Genomic DNA, 17,325 nt, shown 5'->3' with positions numbered 1-17,325 from the left:
GGTGGGCTGAGCTGTCCAAGAGGATCGGGCGGTCCAACAGGATCTAGCTGTCCCACAGGACATAGCTGAACTGGAGTTCGTCGACCGTTTCGTCGCCGCGCTCGGCAACGTCGCGCAGGAGCACCAGGGCGTGGCCCATGTCGCCGGCCCTGAGGGCAGTCTCCAGTTCGCCGGCGAGCTGGGCCAGACGCAGGCCGCCGACCATTTCGGAGGACGTCTTCAGGCTCAGCACCGCATCCATGGACCGTGCGAGGTCCCCGTTCTCGAGGGCTGACGCCAGCGTTTGGTAGCGCTGGTCCCACATCTTGGTGTAGTCCCTGGCAAATCCCTTAGCCACTGCCGGGCTGTCGAGCTGGGCGCCCAGGTCCTGGAGCGCCGCCGGGTCCACAAGCGGGGGCGCCGAGGGGAGGACTGCGGGGTCAGCTGTGGCGTCTGCGAGCGGGAGGGCCACAGGGACGCTCGGCCCTGTGGGGTCCACGAGCGGGATGGCCGCCGGGGCACTGGAAGCCGCCAGGGCGGTCTCCGGCTGTCCGGGAATGTCTGTGGGAGCGAGGGCGACGCTTGCATTGCCGTCGTCGGGGCTGGCACTGGGTTGGGGCATGTGACCACGCTACTTGCTGATGTGGCCTATGCCTTGCAGACCGGCCTATCCTGCGGAAACCCTGAGGCTTTCCGCAGGGGAACCAGCAACACCCGCTATTGCCAGCCATGGACTCGCCTGTAATGCCGGCCGCTACTGGCCGCTGAACGTGTCGATGGCGTTGATGACAGCCGGACCCAGGATGGCGATGAAAAGCACCGGAAAGATGAAAAACAGCAGCGGGAACAGGATGGTGACGGGCAGCTTCATGGCCTTCTCCTCGGCCCGCTGCCGGCGTTTGACCCGCATGACCTTTGCCTGCACGCGCAGCACCCGGCTGATGGCAATGCCGTACGTGTCCGCCTGGACCACCGCCTGGACGAAGCTTCGCAGCTCGGGCACGTTGGTCCGTTCGGCCAGTGCCACGTACGACTCGCGCCGGCTGCGCCCCACCTGCATGTCCTGCAGCGTCCGGATCAGTTCGTCCGCCAGCGGGCCCTTGCCGTTTTCGCCCGCCCGGGCCATGGCCCCTTCGAAGCCCAGGCCCGCTTCCACAGAAATGAGCATCTGGTCCAGCGTGTTTGCCAGTTCCAGCTGCATCGTCTTCTGGCGCTCTTGCCCCTTGCTGTAGAGCAGGAGGTCTGGGATGAAGTAACCCAGCAGGAACACAAAGATGCCCACGAGCTTGAGGATCGGCGTCGGGCCGTTGGCGCTGATGTAGAAGCCCAGGAAGGCGCCCAGCAGGCCAAGGAGCGGCTTGGCCGCGAGCACCCGGCCCAGCGGCAGCGAGGCGGGGCGCCCGGCGAGGGACAGCAGCCTGTCCAGCTTGCGGACGTAGGCCGTGGGCGTCAACCGGTACCCGACCCATTCCAGCACGCCGCTGCGCTCCCGGTGGGTGAGCTCGGCAGGGTCTGTGCCCAAGGCGAGCAGCTCCCGGAGGACGCGCTGTGACCTGCGGTCCACGGAGAGGAGGGACCAGGCAAAATAGCCGAGCGGCAACGCCACCAGCAACATGGCAAGAAGTACAACGGGTGCCATGGCGGCCTCAGAACTTCAGGTCGATGATCTTGCGCATCCACAGACCGCCAATGGTCATGAGGATGACGGAGGCGACGATCATGCCCCAGCCCAGCGGGTGCGTGAACATGACGTTCATGTAGCCGGGGTTGACCAGCATCAGCATCACAACAATCCCGATCGGCATGGCCATGAGGATGTAGGCGGAGAACTTGCCCTCGGCAGCGAGTGATTTGATGTGTCCCTTAATCTCGCTGCGCTCGCGGATGGTCTCGTTGACCTGGTCCAGGACTTCGGCCAGGTTCCCGCCAACCTCGCGGTTGATTTGGATGGCCTGTGCGATCCAGACAAAGTCCTCGTTCCGCATCCGGTCTGCCGTGTCGCTAAGGGAAGCCAGAAGGTCCCGGCCCAGGCTGGTCTCGGTGACTACCCGGCGCATTTCCTCCGACGTCGGGCTTTGCGATTCGGCGGCTGCGGCGTCAATGGCGCGCAGGATGCTGTGTCCGGCCCGGAGCCCTCCGGAGAGCAACTGCAGGGTGTCGCCGAGCTGCTGGTCGAACCTGGTGCGGCGCTTTCCGGTCAGGTAGCCGATGACGAGGTGCCCAACCACCGGTGCCAGGAGAACCAGCAGGATTGCCAGCAATGGTCCCGCGACGACGAAACCCGCGAGGCCCCCCGCAAAAGCGCCGGCCAGGAGCAGGACGTAGAAGTCGGCCTGGCCCAGGCGCAGGCCGGCCTGTTCCAGCGACTCGCGGCTGAAGAGCCGGATCTTGCGGCCTGAGAAGAATCCGTCCACCAAATGGACGGCCGAGCCGGCGAACCGCGTCAGCTGCGAGTCTGTCTGGACTTGGGATGGCCTGCGCCGGTCCAGCGGGACACTCGCCCCGCCCGGAGCGAGCAGCACGATTCCCAGGACCACCACTGCGCTGAAGAGCAGGCCGACGCCAATGGACAGCAGAGTCATGGACAGATCACGCCCTTCCGGCCGGCGTTAGCGGCGCGGCAAACACAGCGGGGGAGACATGGATGCCCAGGTCCTCGAAACGGTCGATGAAGCGCGGACGGATGCCGGTGGGAACGGGCCGGCCGAGGAACCGGCCGTGGGCATCGACCCCGGCCGCGTAGTCAAACACGAAGGCGTCCTGGAGCGTCACGATGTCTCCCTCCATGCCCTGGACCTCGGTCACGTGGGTGATGCGCCTGGTTCCGTCCCGCAGCCGGGAGATCTGGATGATCAGGTTGACGGCAGAGGCGATCTGTTCCCGGATGGCGCGCAGCGGCAGGTCCATCCCCGCCATGAGCACCAGTGTCTCCAGGCGGGCCACGGCATCCCGCGGCGAGTTGGAGTGGACGGTCGAGAGCGACCCGTCGTGGCCGGTGTTCATGGCCTGGAGCATGTCTAGCGACTCCCCGCCGCGGACCTCCCCCACCACGATCCGGTCCGGGCGCATGCGCAGGGAGTTCCGCAGCAGTTCGCGGATGGTGACCTCGCCCTTGCCCTCAGTGTTTGGCGGCCGGCTTTCCAGCTTCACCACGTGCTCCTGCTGAATCTGGAGCTCGACGGCGTCCTCGATTGTCACGATCCGCTCGTCGTGGGGCAGGAAGGAGGACAGGACGTTGAGCAGCGTCGTCTTGCCGGTGCCGGTGCCGCCGGAGACGATGATGTTGAGTTTGGCCTTCACACAGGCATTCAGCAGTTCCGCCATTTCCGGCGTCAGCGTGCCGAACTCGATGAGGTTCCGGACTGTCAGCGGCACTTTGCTGAACTTTCGGATGGTCAGCGAGGAACCGCCGACGGCGAGCGGCGGGATGACGGCGTTGACGCGGGACCCGTCCTCGAGCCGCGCATCCACGAGGGGTGAGGACTCGTCGATGCGCCGGCCCACCTTGGAAACAATGCGCTCGATCACCTTCCGGAGGTGGTCCTCGGAACTGAAGCGCGACTCCGTCAGGGTGAGCTTGCCGTGCCGTTCCACGTAGATCTGGTCCATCCGGTTGACCATGATCTCCGTGACCGCGGGATCATCGAGGAGCCGCTGCAAGGGGCCGTAGCCCAGCACGTCGTCGGCAACGTCGCGGACCAGCCGGGAGCGTTCTTCGGCGGACAAGGGGACCTGTTCGGCGTCGATGATGCGCGTCAGTTCCTCCCGCGCCGAGGTGCGGAGATCCTCTTCCTTCGTCGCCGAGTCGTTGAAGCGGGTTCCCAGGCGTTCGAACAAGGCGGTGGCGGCGCGCTCTTTGAGGGCCGCGAAGACATCGACGGGCTGCTGGCCCCGGGCGCGGGATTCGTGGGGCTCCGTGAAACCCGGCAGGGGTGTGGGGCTGCTCTTCTCGAGCACGACGGCGGCCGGCAGCGCCGCCGTCGTCTCACTTCGGGTGGGGGAGCCCGGCAGCGGTGAGACAGGCAGGGCTGTGGCGCGCTGGGTGGATCCGGTGAGCGGGGCGTCGGCGGGCGTTCCTTCGGCGGAGCGGAGCCGCTCGGAGAGTTTCACCTATACCACCACCCGCCGGTGGAGCTTCTTTTGGGCGGTGGCGCGCCAGGCGGGATCGAACCGGTTGACGAGCTGTTTCAGGCCTTTGATGGCCGGGTCCTTGCGCCCGTCCTGGAGCACCGGAACGCCGCGGTTGGTGGAGATGGCGACTGCCTTGGATCGGGGGATGCTGACGTCAACGGGCGCGCCAATGGTCGCCTCGACGTCCTGGACGCTCAGCCCGGACTTGGAGTCGGCCATGTTCAGGACCACGTGGCGGGTCTCGGGCAGCAGGTCCAGCCGCCGGAGGATTTCCAGACCGGAGCGCAGCCCGCGGATACTGGGCACGTCCATGGCGGTTACCCAGACGGCGTCGGTGCATTGCTCCAGGGCGGCGAGCCCGATCTCCGGGAGCCCAGGCGCTGTGTCGACCACGACGTACTGGAACTGTTCGGCCAGTTGTTCGAGCAGCCGGGTGACCTGCTGCGGTGTGATGTCGTCGGCCTCTTCGGGCGTCCTGGGGGCGCAGAGGGCGTAGATGCTCCCTGGGTGGACGGTGAGGAAGGCTTTGAGCACGAGGGAATCGTGGCTGGCCGAGGGCGAGACAGCGTCGGTTACGGTGTGCTCCGGGTTCAGGTACAGGCCAGAGGCGACGTCCCCGAACTGCAGGTCCAGGTCCACGATCACCACGCCCATGGGCGCGACTTTGCCGAGCCCGATCGCGATGTTCGTAGCGATCGTGGTTTTGCCCACTCCGCCCTTGGGGGAGAAGACTCCGATCACCAGTCCCTTGGCGCTGTCCGGCTGGCTTGCGGCCGTGGTCCGGTTGCGGGTGGCGAACGACTGGCAGGCCCGCTCCAGCAGCACCCGGATCTGGGCGGGGTCAGCCGCGGGGCTGAGGATGTCGCGGATGCCGGCCCGCATGGCCAGCAGGACGAAGTCGGGATCTGCCTCGCCGACCAGGATGACGCTGAGTTCGGGAAGTTGGACGTCGAAGACCGTCGCCAGGTGCAGGGCATCCTCCACCGGCACGTCGGGCCCCAGGATCAGGACCTCGGGCCGTTCCTGGTTGAGGTTCGCGAAGAGCTCGGCCGGGTTCGCGGGATTGACGAACGCAAAGGTCTGCAGGCTGCCGGGAAGGCCGCCGGCAAGTGCCTGCCGGACGCGGGCATCAAAGTCCGTGTTCGGGGAGATCAGGACAAAGCGGCTCATTTGTACACCTCTGGTTTCGTCATGATTCCCGGCCGGCCGCTGTCCGTGGCATTGAGCGGTTCCTTGCTCAGCCAGATCTTGGCAAATTCGGCAGCGTAGACAATCTTGGTGGCATCGACATCGTTGACGGCGACGGTCAGCAACAGCGAGCCGGTTGGCAGCGACGTGTCCTCAGCTGTGGCGGCCGAGCCGGCGGATGGCTGCGGAGACGGTTCGGCCGACGGCGCCCGCTGCACCGACGTCACAAGGACTTTGTGGATTGTCAGTTGCGTGGTCTGCTTGTCCGGCTTGGCTTCAAGACCCTCTTTATCAAGATTGATAAAGACCCCTACATGATCGCCGGCCGCGATCCGGCCGCCCACCACGCGCTGCGGTTCGAGCTGGAAGGACACCTCTTGGAGGCCCACGGGGATCTCCACCGATCCGCTGGTTTTCAGTTCTTCGGGGGCGATCAGGCGCTCCGCGACGAGCTGCTCGCCGGGAAGAAGCTCGACGGCGGTGACCTTGCCGGCCAGGCCGTCCAGGTTGCGGAGTGCGGATTTGGCGACGGCCGTGCCGGGAAGTTTTTCGGTGGCGAGGAAGGGCTGGAGGGTCTCCACGGACGTGCCGGCGGGTACGGTTTTGGACACCACGAGGACGTCCTGGGGCTCCAGGCCCTGTACGGCCCGCGCGTCGGCGCCCTGCGCGTAGCTGACCACCAGGAAGGCTCCGACGACGGCCAGCACCAGGGCCGCGATTCCTGCCAATAAGCGTGACTTCACTATTAGGGCACTCCAATGGTGAGGCGGACTATTGAGGTTCCGTAGTCGGGTGCCGCGCCGAGTTCGAAGGCGTCGGACAGCGAGACGTATCGGACGAAATAGCCCTTGATGGTCTTGTTTTTAAGCGTCCCGCTCAATGACCAGCTATTAGAGGCAAAGTGGTAGCCAGTGACATGGAATGCGGCAAATCCCTTCACGTAGTACTTGCCGCTGGAGCCATTGCCTGTGGCCACGTCGTACAGAGGGAAAAGGACTGTTTGGTCGTTCATCTTGCTCAAGTCCGCCGCGGTGCACTCGCTTGGTGCGCTCGCGCCGGTGTTGCTGGAAAACCAAACGCCAGAGTTGTTTGCCTGTCCGGCCGACAGGGTGACTCCGCATTTTGCGTCGCTATCCGAAATCCAGCCGAACCCACCCGGGATCTCGCCGCAGCCGCCAGAATCCATGTCCAGGACCTGTTCGGCGCCGGTCAGCGAACCGGGCAGCAGGTTGAGTTTGCATTGGGCGATGGCCAAGGGCAGAAGGATCGTGCCCGTTGACGGCGTCCCCCACTGCACACGAGAGGTCGCTGTTACTTCGGCGCTTGAAATACCCAGGGCACGGGCAAAAAAGAGGGAAACCCTATTGGGCGTCTTACCTGCCTCCTGCGCCCCCACCGTTACTTTCACGGTGCGGGCGGCCTTGTCCAGGACGAGAGCCGCAACGTTGCTCGCGCCGTCCCCGGCGTTGCTGTTGGCGAGGCTGCGGGCGAGAGTCGACGTGGTGGAGCAATCAGCGTCGTTGAGATTCTTCGCGCATTTCTGGGCGATGGCCAAGGCCGCGGCGTCGGCGCCGCTGCGCAGTTGGGTCCTCTCCGCGTACAGCATCCCGACGTCGACCGCCAGAGCGGTGAACCCGAGCAAAGCCACCATGAGGATTGCGACCAGGACGCTGATGGCGCCGCGCTCGCCGTCAGACGTTGTGGTTGCTAGCCGCCGCACAGCATGACTCCTTTGCCTTCCATGGTGAACGGGCCCGCAATGCCGGTCATGGTGGAGAGCGAGTAAGTGATCTTGAGGGTCACCTGGGATCCGGTGGTGCAGGTGGCCGGGGTGATGGTGATGTTGGCGTCAGTCAGCGCCGGTTTCAGCGCCATGGCCGAGTTTTTGGCCGCCGTCCGGGCGGCGCTGGGACTGTTGCCGATGGCCATGACCCGGACACCCTCGCGGGCGGAGCTGGAGAGGGTAACTTGCGCGTTGTACGCGCGCCCGAACTCCGTGATGCCGAGCAACAGCATGACTAGGACCGGGGCCAGGAGGGCGAATTCCACCGCGACGGCGCCCCGTTCGGATGTCTTGGACAGGGGAACCGCCTTTCCCACGAAGATTGCCTGAGACGACTTGGTGGTGGCGGCCTGCTGCCGCCACCACCACACTGTCATTGACCAAAGGGCCGTGCCTGGGTTGCGGTGCTTACGGCGCGCAGGATGCCGCTACGTCCCCGGCGCGGGCTGTGAAGGTACCGCCGCTGACGGAGCACTGGACCTGTGTGAAGGTGTCCGTCAAGGTGCCGCCGAGAAGGGTTACGGCAACAATGATGACGACTGCGATGAGGGAGACCATGATGCCGTATTCAACGGCGGTGGCGCCGCGCTGATCGCGGCAAAGGCGGGTTGCGAAAGCGGAGAGGAAGGAACGCATTGAGACTCCTGAGCGAGTTGGGAGGCTGGTCCTGCACCAGCACTGAGAGGAACTTAGCAATCGACGACACGCCGAGGTTTCGAGCTTGACGCATCCTGTGCTAAGGCTTCCCAAACTGCACGTTTCTTGTACATTCCCTGCGCCCATCTTGCGCTTGGTACGCCGAAGGACCCCCTTGGCTCTGGTCCAAGGGGGTCCGGTTTCTTGGCGGTCAGCTGGGGATCCGGCGTCTTGCGTGGCCGATCGACTGGTCAGCTGGGAATACGTATCAGCCGGGAGTTGGAACTGATCGCATTGACCGCAGAGACGAAGATCGGGCCGAGTTCGCTTCCGCTTGCAGCGCAGAAGAAGAAGTCTCCGTCGGAGTTCTCGGTAGTCCGGAGCGCCGCTGTGGAGCAGTCGTTGTCGGCGTCGCTGGCGAGGCCGTGTGAGTCCTTCGATGCCGCGGTGGCCAGGACGTTCCGGACAAACGCGCCGCCGCTGCCGCACTGCGCGGTTGTTGCGTCTCCGAAGGCGACCGTCACGATGAGCAGGCCCGCCGCCTTGGCGTTGGTTGCGACCGCGTTCAGGTTGTTGCACGCAGCTGACGCGTTGGTAGTCCCGATGTCGTTTGCGTTGTTCAATGAGTTGTCGGATCCCGCGACGTTCTGCTCGTTGGGCTGGCCGTCCGTTTCCAGGATGATGGCCTTGCGTGCCGTTCCAGCGCGCGAGGGCAGGCTTCCCAGGTTGTTTGAGGGCATGCCCAGCACGTACCGCGAGGCGGCTTTCAGGGGTGCCGCCAGATACGTTCCTCCGCTCGACGCTGACAGGCACGTCAGGGCCTTAACCAGCGTGCTGCTTGTGTTCAGTGGTGGCGTTCCGCCTGGAATTGCGGGGTTCTGGGTGTAGTCGTTGGAGAACGGAACGGGGATCCAAGGACCTGTGTTGTCCGTGGATGGCGTGGTGATACAGCTTCCGGGAGATGCCTTACTTCGGTGGATCGTGCCCAGCGCTACGTATTGCTGATCCCTGGTCATGGTCTGCAGGGTGCTCTTGATCCCGGCGACCATCAGGTCCCGATTCGCGGTGCTCATGCTGCCGGTTCGGTCAGCCACAATGGCAATATCCATCGGATTCGGGATTTGGGAGCCGCAGGAACCCTTGCAGGCATCTGACGCCAGCGAGCCGGTGTTGCCGGTATTAATCCCGATCACCGGTGCGAAGTTGAACGCGACGTCCTTATCGTCCGTCACAGTGATCGAATTACAGGCGTTGCTACCCCCCGGGATGCAGGGGATCGCGCAGATGGTTTCGCTGCATCTGGCACCGGCGATCGTTCCGGGGTTGCAGACGCTGGGGATCTGGCTGCTCAGCACGGTCCGGCCGGCGCCGGTTGACGCCACCACACACCAGAAGGTGACCGCGGGCGCCGCTGCGGGGTCGTTGGCCCGGGCGAATGATGCCGCTGCGTTGCGGGCGGCCACCGGGTCGCCGGGGAGGTATGCCGCACCGGCTAGAGCTGCGGCATCCAGTGCGTTGCTCAGGTGCTGACGTTCATAGACCAGCCTGCTGACGTCAAGGCCCATGGCGAGGGCTCCGAAGAGTACGGGAACCATCATGGCGAAAATGACGGTCGCCGCCCCACGCTCGCGGGATGCCTTACGGAGTTTCTTCCTGTCGTTCACCTGATCCCGGCTATTGCGGACGCGACGTAGCCGCTTCAGGAACGATCCTGGTATCAAGGCGTGCATGATCCTCCGGTCCAATGCTGTGCACCCGAGGCCACAGCCGCCGGGCTTTCCATTTTCATGACGGCTTTTGCTTCGAAAACGCCGCCGAGCACCCACGAATAGAAACCAGTCAGTGACGACTGGGGGTAGCGCAGGCAAACGACCATAAGGCCGGGAGCCCCTGCAGAGGTGTCGACGGCGAATCTGACCTGGAGTTGGCTGCCGTCAAGCGAACCCCTGGCGCGGTTGGCGGACGCAATAACGTCGCCCTGCGTCACGCCCTGCCGCGCGCTTTCACGTGCTGCTCCCTGCAGACTGACGCTTTGCCCGAGGGCCGTCCCAAAGTCGATGACACCAAGGAGCATGGACAGGAGCAAGGGAAGCACCAAAGCAAATTCAACCGCTGTTGCACCGCGCTGCCGGTCATCCCGATCTGTTCGATGTCCTGTCCTGGACGTAATCATCTGTTGCTCCTTAAATCTGGTTGAATCCTGCCACTTCGGCGGGGTGAGGAATGAATTACGTGGCGGGTTAGATAGATGCTTTGGTCACCGGCCCGAAAACGTGGCGATTGTATTGATGACTGCGGGGCCAAGGATGACGATAAAGAGCGGTGGAAAGATAAAGAGCAGCAACGGAAATACCACGGCCACCGGTAGCTTCATTGCCTTTTCCTCTGCACGAAGACGCCTCTTTATTCGCATCTGGTCTGCCTGGGGTTTCAGGACGCGGGCGACTGAAAGGCCCTGTACATCGGCCTGGATGACAGCACCTACGAAGCTCTTCAGCTCGGCAACTGTGGATCGTGCGGCCATGGCCTTATAGGCGTCACGGCGGGTACTGCCGGCCTGGATATCCTGCAAGGTGCGCACGATCTCTTCCGCCAGCGGCCCCTTGCCGCTCGTCCCGACGCGGGCCATGGCGGCTTCAAAACCGAGGCCCGCCTCGACCGAGATCAGCAATTGATCCAAGACATTGGGCAGATCCAGCCGCAATCTCGCCTGGCGTTTTGTGCCGCTGTTATAGATCAGCAGGTCGGGGAGGAAATAGCAGGCTGCGGTGAGGCATACAGACAGCAGGCCTGCCTGCGGACTCTTTGTGCCGCCGAAAAGGAGCGCCAACAGTGCCCCGCCAAGGGCCGCCAGTGGTTTCACACTCAAGAGGCGGTCCAGAGGCATAGTGGCCGGCCTTCCCGCATTCCCGAGCATCCGGTCTAAGCGGGACACATAGGACGTTGGCGTCAGCCTCCGGACGAGAAGGACCAGCCAGTGCGGTCCGGCAGGGGAGCCGCCTGCCTGCTGGGCAGAAGCGGCAGCGAGTCTTGACTGGATCAAGCGGCCGGAAGCCCTGTCGACTCCGATCAGGGTCCAAGCGAAGTAGGTCAAAGGCAGGATGATGCTGGCGATCAGCAGCCAGACTGTGGGGGTCATGCTCGGCTCCTTAGAATTCGATCTTGACCATGCGGCTGATCCAGAAGGATCCGATGGACATCATGACCACGCTGGCTGTGATGAGGACCCAGCCCAGCGCTGTCGTCGTCAGGACCGACATGTACCCCGGATTGACGAGATTGATGAAAATGGCGACAAAGAACGGCAGCGCAATCAGGATGTATGCCGAGAACTTTCCTTCTGCCGCCAATGCACGGACCTGGCCCTTGATTTGGGCCCGTTCCCGCACTGTTTCGGCAACGTGGTCGAGAACCCCGGCCAGGTCGCCGCCAACCTCACGGTTTATCTCAATCGCCTGGCTGAGCCACTGGAAGTCCTCGCAGTGCAGTCTTTGGCCCACCTCGGCCATGGACGCTGAAACCGGTCGGCCGACTCTTTCCTCGTTGACGATCCTGGCGAGCTCCTCGCCCATCGGGGCTGGCATCTCGACGCTTGCTGTGCGCATGCTGTGGGCGATGCTGTGGCCCGCGCGCAGGCTGCCGGAGAGGGACATGAGCATGTCGCTGAGCTGGCCCTCGAAGGCGGCGCGGCGGCGGCCGGTTCTGACGGAGACCAGCACCTTGGCGCCCACCGGCCCCATGGCCGCGAACAGGACGGCGAGAAGCCAGCCCTGCAGCACGTAGCCCGCCAAGCCCAGAATGAAAGAGGCAACAAACATCAGGACAATGAATTCGGAGGGCCGGAGTTTCACGCCCGCGCCACCGAGTGCGTCGCGGCCGAAGGGGCCGCTGGATTTGTGCCCGACACTTCGCTCCACGGCAGCGACTGTGACGCCGCTCAGCTTCGAAATCATCGAGGAGTTGGACTCCGCCCGCGGCCTTCTCCGGTCGACGTGGATGTCGGTGTACCGGGGCCGGAATGCGACAAACAGTACGATAGCCACGGCGAGCAGAATGAGGACGGCGCCCGCCAGCAAAGCGGAATCATGGGTCACGGTGCTCACCGTCCCGACTTGTTGGGAGAGGGGACAAAGATTTCGCCAGGAATGTTGATTCCCAGATCGGCGAACCTTTCGACGAAGCGCGGGCGGACACCAGTGGGAACGGGTTTGCCGATGAACCGACCGTCCTGGTCAACGCCTGCCGCGTAGTCGAAGACGAAAGCGTCCTGCAGGGTCACGACGTCCCCCTCCATACCGAGGACCTCGGTGATGTGGGTGACCCTTCGGGTGCCGTCCTTCAGCCTGCTCAGCTGGACGATCAGATGGACTGCGCTGGCAATTTGTTCGCGGATGGCCCGCAGCGGAAGATCCATGCCGGCCATGAGGACCAGGGTCTCCATGCGGGCTATGGCGTCCCGGGGCGAGTTTGAATGCACGGTAGAGATGGATCCGTCATGGCCGGTGTTCATGGCCTGGAGCATGTCCAGGGCTTCCCCGCCGCGGACTTCGCCAACAACGATCCTGTCCGGTCGCATTCGGAGGGAATTCCGCACGAGGTCGCGGATGCCAACGGCACCTCGGCCTTCGACGTTTTCCGGCCGGCTTTCCAACCGGACGACGTGCTCCTGCTGCAGTTGCAGTTCCACGGCGTCTTCAATGGTGACGATGCGTTCGTCGTCGGGAATGAACGAGGAGAGAACGTTGAGCAGCGTGGTTTTTCCGGTGCCCGTACCGCCGGAAACAATGATGTTCAGGCGTGCCTGGACACATGCATGGAGCAGCTGTGCCATGGCCGGTGAGAGAGAGTCGAACTTGACCAGATCCTCGACTGTCAATGGCACGGCGGAGAACTTTCGGATTGTCAAGGACGGACCGTCCACCGCGAGGGGCGGGATAACGGCATTGACCCGCGACCCATCCTGCAGCCGGGCATCAACCAGCGGCGAAGACTCGTCGATGCGGCGCCCAACCCGGCTAACAATCCTTTCGATGACCCGTCGCAGGTGGGCATCCGAACTGAACGTTGTCCCGGTCAAATGCAGCCGGCCTCCGCGTTCCACATAGATGCGGTTAGCGCCGTTGACCATGATTTCGGAGACGAGGGGATCGTCCAGCAGACGCTGAAGGGGCCCGAGACCCAGGACTTCGTCCACGATCTCCCTAATGAGGCGTCGTCGTTCCTCAGGTGTCAGAGGGACCTGCTCGTCATCGATGAAGGAACCAAGGGCCTCGCGTACCATGCGCCGCACGTCGCCTTCGTCCAGGCTGCTGTCTGTAATGCGATTGCCCAGACGGGCTGTCAGCTCTTCGGCCGCGCGCTGCTTGATCCCTGCCAAAGCGTCCGAAGAAGCGGCTTGGGGTGGCACGGCCAGAGATCCCAGCAGATTCGTGCCGGCGTGTTCGGATGCCGGGGGAACTGCAACCTGGGCGGTACCGGGCGGGTTCATCACCTCCGCCGGGCTTGCCGTGACTATACGGACAGCTTCAAGTCGGTCAACGAGACTCATGGCTTTTCGCCCCTTCGGTTCAGGTGCTTGCTGGCGGGCGAGGACGAATTCGGCCCGAAGAGCGCAATAAGGTTTCTCAACCCTTTCAACGCAGGATCCCGACGGTTGTCCTGGACCAGCGGGACGCCAGCGTTGGTTGAAAACGGCAATGTGCGGGACCACGGCAGGATGATGTCCACAGGCAGACCAACCGTGGCTTCGACGTCCTGAACAGTAAGCCCGCTGCGCTTGTCGGCGAAGTTGAGGACAATCGTGTTGGACGGGGGCATGAGGTCCAGTTGTCGGAGAACGTCCAGTCCGTGGTTGAGGCCACGGATGCTGGGAATGTCCATGCCGCAAACCCAGACGCCGTCGGTTGCCAGTTCAAGGACCGCCAGGACCTCCTCCCCGAGACCTGGCGACGTATCCAAAATGACAAACGGGAACTCCAGTGAGAGCTGGTTGATCAGAGTCGTCACGTGCGCCGGTTTGATGAGGTCGGCGTCTGCCGGCCGTCGCGGCGCACACATGGCATATGCCCCGGACGGATGCCGGCTGAGGAAGGCCTTTAGCACCATGGCATCACTCGACGCGGCGCCCGTCGCTGCGTCATTGATGGTGTATTGGGGCTCCAAGCCGAGCCCCGATGCCACGTCACCAAATTGAAGGTCGAGGTCGACTATGACCGCCCCCATCGGTGCCAGTTTGGCCAGTCCAACGGCGAGGTTGGTGGCAACGGTGGTCTTTCCGACCCCGCCCTTTGGGGACATCACTGAGATCACCCGCCCGCGGGCCCGATTCTGACTGGCGTCCTCGGAGGCACCCTGCTTGCGGCTCTTGGACGTTTTGGCAGCGTGTTCCAACGCTTCACGCATCCGTCCAGCCTCCGTGTCCGGCGGCAGGACATCGCGAATGCCGGACCGCATGGCGGCCAGGGTGAGCTCGGGCGCCGTGACTGCCGCCAGCACGAGCACAATGTCCGGGAACGCGTGTTCGAGGCCTGCCGCCAGAGCCAGCATCTGGTCAGTCCGGACGTCGGGGCCGAATACCATCACATCGATGGGGCCGCCCAGATTTCTGGCCATCAGATGGTCCGGGCTGCCGCCCGCGGCTTCGGAGGCAAGGATCTGGAACTCGTGCACCTGTCCCAGGGCTGTGGCGAGATGGCGCTCGAACTCCGGGGCTGAGGTCAGGACCAGGAAGCGGCTCATTGGAAGATCCCGCTGGTGGTGACGGCTGTGCGCTGGCTTGCGGGTGTCTTCGCCGTTTGTTTGGTCAGCCAGATATTTCCCACACGGGCACTGAGAATGATTTTGGCGGAGTCAGTGGAATTGCGGGCGAGGGTTACAAACGAGGAGCCGGTGGGAACCGCGGACGTTCCATCCGCAGTGTTTCCGCTGCTGGCCGGCGCCTGCTGGATGGCAGTCACCAGGACCTTGTCGAAGACCAGTTGGGTGCTGGCCATCTGGGGCGACGTGGGGTCTGTTTGGGTGACGTAGAGTCCCACCAGGTCTCCGGCGCGGAGCGTGCCGCCGACCACGCTTTCCGGGGGCAGGAGAATGGTGACCTCCTGCATGCCCGCGGGGACCTCCACTGCGCCCGGGGTGACCCGCTGGGACGGGTCCACCAGCCGGCTTGCCAGCAGTTGTTCTCCCGGTTCCAGGGCAACGGCCGTGACCTGACCGGTGATTCCGTCCAGCGAGGACAAAGCTCCGTCGGCCCTTGCCGCATCCGGAATGGACCGTAACCGTACGTGGGACCGGAGGTCTTCCACAGCAGTGCCGGCCGGAACTGCTGAATCGACCACGACGACGTCGACGGGCTGGAGGGATTCTTGTGCCCGGCGATCTGCATTCGAGACGTAATTTACCAACATCAGGGTGCCGGCGATCGCCAGGACCAGCGCAGCCAGCCCGGCGACTAAACGAGATTTCATGATTAATTCCTCACCTCTTGGAAAACCTCAAGATTGCGTGGGCGCACACAATGGCGTCAGGCTCGGTGTGGCGCTGCCGCGCCGTACTGCCTCCGCCGAAACGCCTCTGCCGGCTGCCCGGTGTGGCGGACAGCCGGCAGAGGAACGAGCGGTGGGTGAGGAGTTAAGGTGCCGGCGTGCCGCCGATGCCGGTGGTCACCTGGTTGAACAAATTGAAGAGGCTGGTGCCGAACGCAGAAACCGCGCCGATGATAACGACGGCGATAAGAGCCACCATAATTCCGTATTCAACGGCGGTGGCGCCCTTTTCTTCCCCCGTGAGCTTGTTCTTTACGCCAGAGACAAAAGCGAGCATTGAGACCATGAGACCAGTCATTTTCTTTTCCTTTTCCAGAGTTTTGAATAGTGAACGAATTTCCGGCAAATCCCCTTTGCCTATTTGCTGGAGCTTCGTTGGAACAACATTTGCACGGCCGCAATCGACGGCGCAATGAATGTTGATACTCGACTTTTGGAAGGAAAATGGGGGCACCACCTGCCCGCAAATGGGACGTGTACTCAGTTTCCAAGTAGGGGCCGGGCCGAACTACTTGGTTTGATAAGCCGTCTTACTGAATCGTCGCCCGGGTGCGGGCGGAGGCTACCTAGGGCAGCAGCAGGATGACGGCCAGGCCGGCCGCCAGCATCGCGGGCCCGTAGGCCACTTCCTTTGGCTTGTTTCCGCGGTTTTTCAGCACCATGACCGCCGAGGCGAGGCCGCCGGCGACGAATCCCAGTGCTCCGCCGTAGAACAAGTGGGGCCAGCCTAGGTAGCCCAAGTACAGGCCAAGTGGTGCCGCGAGCTTCACATCGCCCATTCCGAGGCCGTTTCGGCTGGTCAGGGCAAGAAAGAGGTACAAAACGAACAAAATTAAGGCGCCGGCGGCACCGCGTAGCAGGCTACCTGCCTCGCCGGACACCCCTGCGGCGGCCCCGAGGAGCACCAGGCCGGCACCCAAAAGAGGCAAAACCATCCGGTTGGGCAGCAAATGGTGCAAAAGGTCGATCCGCGCCAGCTGCACGCCGGCAACCGCCAGTAAAACGTAGGCGGTGAGCTCGGGGGCCGGCCCGAAGCGCCAGGCCAGCAGCGCGGAGAGCGCGAAGGTGGCCGCCGCCGTCGTAATTCTTATGCGTAGCGGCAGGGGTCCGCCGAGGTGGGGGAGCGCGCGCCCGATGAGGAGTTCGGCCAACAGGGACAGGCAGGCGCCCGCGAGGCCAACGCCGGCTATGAGGAGAATCCCGGTTGAGGGGCCGTTCTGCTGAGCGAGGAGCAGGGAGATTGAGCCGGCGGCGACGGGGTGGGACACGGTTCCTCCAGGGATGCGGCGGGCCGGCACGGGACAGTCTGCGGAACAAAATGCAGACAGGATGCATCCGGACACCCCATTTTGACCCAAGAGGCCGCAGTCGGCTATTCTTGGTAGTCGTTGTGCGTGTCCTATCTCGATGGTGCGTGCCCGCTTGAGAATCCGGTTGCAGGATAACTACTCAACGTGCACATTCGAGACCTCAGGATGACTGGTTACATAGAGCCCTCACCTCTGTTCCGGTAGCGCATAGATAGTAGGTGCACCCTAAGAGTGACGCCTAAAACAAGAACGCCAGAACAAGAACGAGGCAAACACCGTGCGTACGTACACCCCGAAGCCCGGCGATATCAACCGCCAGTGGCACGTCATTGACGCCACCGACGTTGTCCTTGGTCGTCTCGCCAGCCAGACCGCAATCCTGCTGCGCGGCAAGCACAAGGCCACCTTTGCGTCCCACATGGACATGGGCGACTTCGTCATCATCATCAACGCTGAAAAGGTTGCCCTGACCGGCGCCAAGCTGGAGCAGAAGCGCGCATACCGCCACTCCGGCTACCCGGGCGGCCTGACCTCCGTCAACTACGCGGAGCTGCTTGAGTCCAACCCGGTTCGCGCCGTGGAGAAGGCCATCAAGGGCATGCTGCCGAAGAACTCCCTCGCTGCTCAGCAGCTGGGCAAGCTGAAGGTGTACCGCGGTGCAGAGCACCCCCACGCCGCCCAGCAGCCCAAGACTTTCGAAATCACCCAGGTCGCCCAGTAGTCCTGGCCACCAACCAACTTTTTATCAAGGAGAATC

Annotated in this window: 19 protein-coding genes; 1 reads left to right on the top strand and 18 read right to left on the bottom strand. The window is 63.6% G+C overall.

The genetic code is table 11. The features are described 5' to 3' along the window. Nucleotides 1–43 precede the first annotated feature (43 nt). From ACFVTM_RS11385 to ACFVTM_RS11300, 18 genes are all read right to left on the bottom strand, one after another. On the bottom strand, nt 44–601 hold the full coding sequence (locus tag ACFVTM_RS11385) for an Hpt domain-containing protein (protein ID WP_390203574.1): 558 nt from the start codon (nt 599–601) through the stop codon (nt 44–46). A gap of 132 nt (nt 602–733) precedes the next feature. Continuing rightward, on the bottom strand, nt 734–1,618 hold the full coding sequence (locus ACFVTM_RS11380) for a type II secretion system F family protein (protein ID WP_390203573.1): 885 nt from the start codon (nt 1,616–1,618) through the stop codon (nt 734–736). A 7-nt stretch (nt 1,619–1,625) separates the two neighbouring features. After that, entirely contained in the window at nt 1,626–2,561 is a 936-nt protein-coding gene (locus tag ACFVTM_RS11375; protein WP_390203572.1) for a type II secretion system F family protein, read from the bottom strand. 7 nt (nt 2,562–2,568) lie between these two features. Further along, nucleotides 2,569–3,909 (bottom strand): CpaF family protein, encoded by a 1,341-nt coding sequence (locus ACFVTM_RS11370; RefSeq protein ID WP_390203685.1) that lies wholly within the window; start codon nt 3,907–3,909, stop codon nt 2,569–2,571. 180 nt (nt 3,910–4,089) lie between these two features. Beyond that, nucleotides 4,090–5,280 carry a CpaE family protein gene (locus ACFVTM_RS11365; RefSeq protein WP_390203571.1) on the bottom strand — a complete coding sequence of 397 codons (1,191 nt, stop codon included), beginning with the start codon at nt 5,278–5,280 and terminating at the stop codon, nt 4,090–4,092. Then, the gene (locus ACFVTM_RS11360) at nt 5,277–6,026 is read right to left on the bottom strand and encodes a Flp pilus assembly protein CpaB (protein WP_390203570.1); all 750 of its coding nucleotides are present in this window, start codon (nt 6,024–6,026) and stop codon (nt 5,277–5,279) included. Before ACFVTM_RS11360 ends, ACFVTM_RS11365 begins: the two co-directional genes overlap by 4 nt. A gap of 17 nt (nt 6,027–6,043) precedes the next feature. Beyond that, on the bottom strand, nt 6,044–7,018 hold the full coding sequence (locus tag ACFVTM_RS11355) for a pilus assembly protein TadG-related protein (protein ID WP_390203569.1): 975 nt from the start codon (nt 7,016–7,018) through the stop codon (nt 6,044–6,046). Further along, nucleotides 7,006–7,380: a TadE/TadG family type IV pilus assembly protein gene (locus ACFVTM_RS11350; RefSeq protein WP_390203684.1), complete on the bottom strand. Its 375-nt coding sequence runs from the start codon at nt 7,378–7,380 to the stop codon at nt 7,006–7,008. The genes ACFVTM_RS11355 and ACFVTM_RS11350 overlap by 13 nt, the downstream gene beginning before the upstream one ends. A 109-nt stretch (nt 7,381–7,489) precedes the next feature. Then, nucleotides 7,490–7,717 (bottom strand): Flp family type IVb pilin, encoded by a 228-nt coding sequence (locus tag ACFVTM_RS11345; RefSeq protein WP_390203568.1) that lies wholly within the window; start codon nt 7,715–7,717, stop codon nt 7,490–7,492. A 251-nt stretch (nt 7,718–7,968) separates the two neighbouring features. Next, nucleotides 7,969–9,381, bottom strand: coding sequence for a pilus assembly protein TadG-related protein (locus ACFVTM_RS11340; protein WP_390203567.1), 1,413 nt, complete (start codon nt 9,379–9,381; stop codon nt 7,969–7,971). A gap of 53 nt (nt 9,382–9,434) precedes the next feature. Then, on the bottom strand, nt 9,435–9,890 hold the full coding sequence (locus ACFVTM_RS11335) for a TadE/TadG family type IV pilus assembly protein (protein ID WP_390203566.1): 456 nt from the start codon (nt 9,888–9,890) through the stop codon (nt 9,435–9,437). 84 nt (nt 9,891–9,974) lie between these two features. Next, entirely contained in the window at nt 9,975–10,856 is an 882-nt protein-coding gene (locus ACFVTM_RS11330; protein ID WP_390203565.1) for a type II secretion system F family protein, read from the bottom strand. Between the two features lie 10 nt (nt 10,857–10,866). Continuing rightward, entirely contained in the window at nt 10,867–11,811 is a 945-nt protein-coding gene (locus ACFVTM_RS11325; RefSeq protein WP_390203564.1) for a type II secretion system F family protein, read from the bottom strand. A gap of 5 nt (nt 11,812–11,816) precedes the next feature. After that, complete coding sequence (locus ACFVTM_RS11320) at nt 11,817–13,265, bottom strand: CpaF family protein (protein WP_390203563.1); 1,449 nt, start codon at nt 13,263–13,265, stop codon at nt 11,817–11,819. Continuing rightward, complete coding sequence (locus ACFVTM_RS11315) at nt 13,262–14,455, bottom strand: CpaE family protein (protein ID WP_390203562.1); 1,194 nt, start codon at nt 14,453–14,455, stop codon at nt 13,262–13,264. The genes ACFVTM_RS11320 and ACFVTM_RS11315 overlap by 4 nt, the downstream gene beginning before the upstream one ends. Then, entirely contained in the window at nt 14,452–15,180 is a 729-nt protein-coding gene (gene cpaB / locus ACFVTM_RS11310) for a Flp pilus assembly protein CpaB (RefSeq protein ID WP_390203561.1), read from the bottom strand. The genes ACFVTM_RS11315 and cpaB overlap by 4 nt, the downstream gene beginning before the upstream one ends. Before the next feature lie 163 nt (nt 15,181–15,343). Then, nucleotides 15,344–15,712, bottom strand: coding sequence for a Flp family type IVb pilin (locus ACFVTM_RS11305; RefSeq protein ID WP_390203560.1), 369 nt, complete (start codon nt 15,710–15,712; stop codon nt 15,344–15,346). Between the two features lie 112 nt (nt 15,713–15,824). Continuing rightward, nucleotides 15,825–16,526, bottom strand: a complete 702-nt coding sequence (locus ACFVTM_RS11300) for a prepilin peptidase (RefSeq protein WP_390203559.1) — start codon at nt 16,524–16,526, stop codon at nt 15,825–15,827. Between the two features lie 319 nt (nt 16,527–16,845). On the opposite strand from ACFVTM_RS11300, the gene rplM reads away from it, so the two are divergent. Then, on the top strand, nt 16,846–17,289 hold the full coding sequence (gene rplM, locus ACFVTM_RS11295; protein WP_015937805.1) for a 50S ribosomal protein L13: 444 nt from the start codon (nt 16,846–16,848) through the stop codon (nt 17,287–17,289). Nucleotides 17,290–17,325: the final 36 nt, after the last annotated feature.

Source organism: Arthrobacter sp. NPDC058130, from assembly GCF_042884475.1.
Lineage (GTDB): Bacteria > Actinomycetota > Actinomycetes > Actinomycetales > Micrococcaceae > Arthrobacter.
The sequence above is the reverse complement of the archived record's forward strand: the minus strand, read 5'-3'. Positions and strand labels throughout refer to the sequence as shown.

What these genes read in the sequence shown, in the direction of transcription:
- ACFVTM_RS11385 (WP_390203574.1), bottom strand. Translation starts at nt 601, where the DNA reads ATGCCCCAACCCAGTGCCAGCCCCGACGACGGCAATGCAAGCGTCGCC.
- ACFVTM_RS11380 (WP_390203573.1), bottom strand. Translation starts at nt 1,618, where the DNA reads ATGGCACCCGTTGTACTTCTTGCCATGTTGCTGGTGGCGTTGCCGCTC.
- ACFVTM_RS11375 (WP_390203572.1), bottom strand. Translation starts at nt 2,561, where the DNA reads ATGACTCTGCTGTCCATTGGCGTCGGCCTGCTCTTCAGCGCAGTGGTG.
- ACFVTM_RS11365 (WP_390203571.1), bottom strand. Translation starts at nt 5,280, where the DNA reads ATGAGCCGCTTTGTCCTGATCTCCCCGAACACGGACTTTGATGCCCGC.
- ACFVTM_RS11345 (WP_390203568.1), bottom strand. Translation starts at nt 7,717, where the DNA reads ATGCGTTCCTTCCTCTCCGCTTTCGCAACCCGCCTTTGCCGCGATCAG.
- ACFVTM_RS11335 (WP_390203566.1), bottom strand. Translation starts at nt 9,890, where the DNA reads ATGATTACGTCCAGGACAGGACATCGAACAGATCGGGATGACCGGCAG.
- ACFVTM_RS11330 (WP_390203565.1), bottom strand. Translation starts at nt 10,856, where the DNA reads ATGACCCCCACAGTCTGGCTGCTGATCGCCAGCATCATCCTGCCTTTG.
- ACFVTM_RS11320 (WP_390203563.1), bottom strand. Translation starts at nt 13,265, where the DNA reads ATGAGTCTCGTTGACCGACTTGAAGCTGTCCGTATAGTCACGGCAAGC.
- ACFVTM_RS11315 (WP_390203562.1), bottom strand. Translation starts at nt 14,455, where the DNA reads ATGAGCCGCTTCCTGGTCCTGACCTCAGCCCCGGAGTTCGAGCGCCAT.
- cpaB (WP_390203561.1), bottom strand. Translation starts at nt 15,180, where the DNA reads ATGAAATCTCGTTTAGTCGCCGGGCTGGCTGCGCTGGTCCTGGCGATC.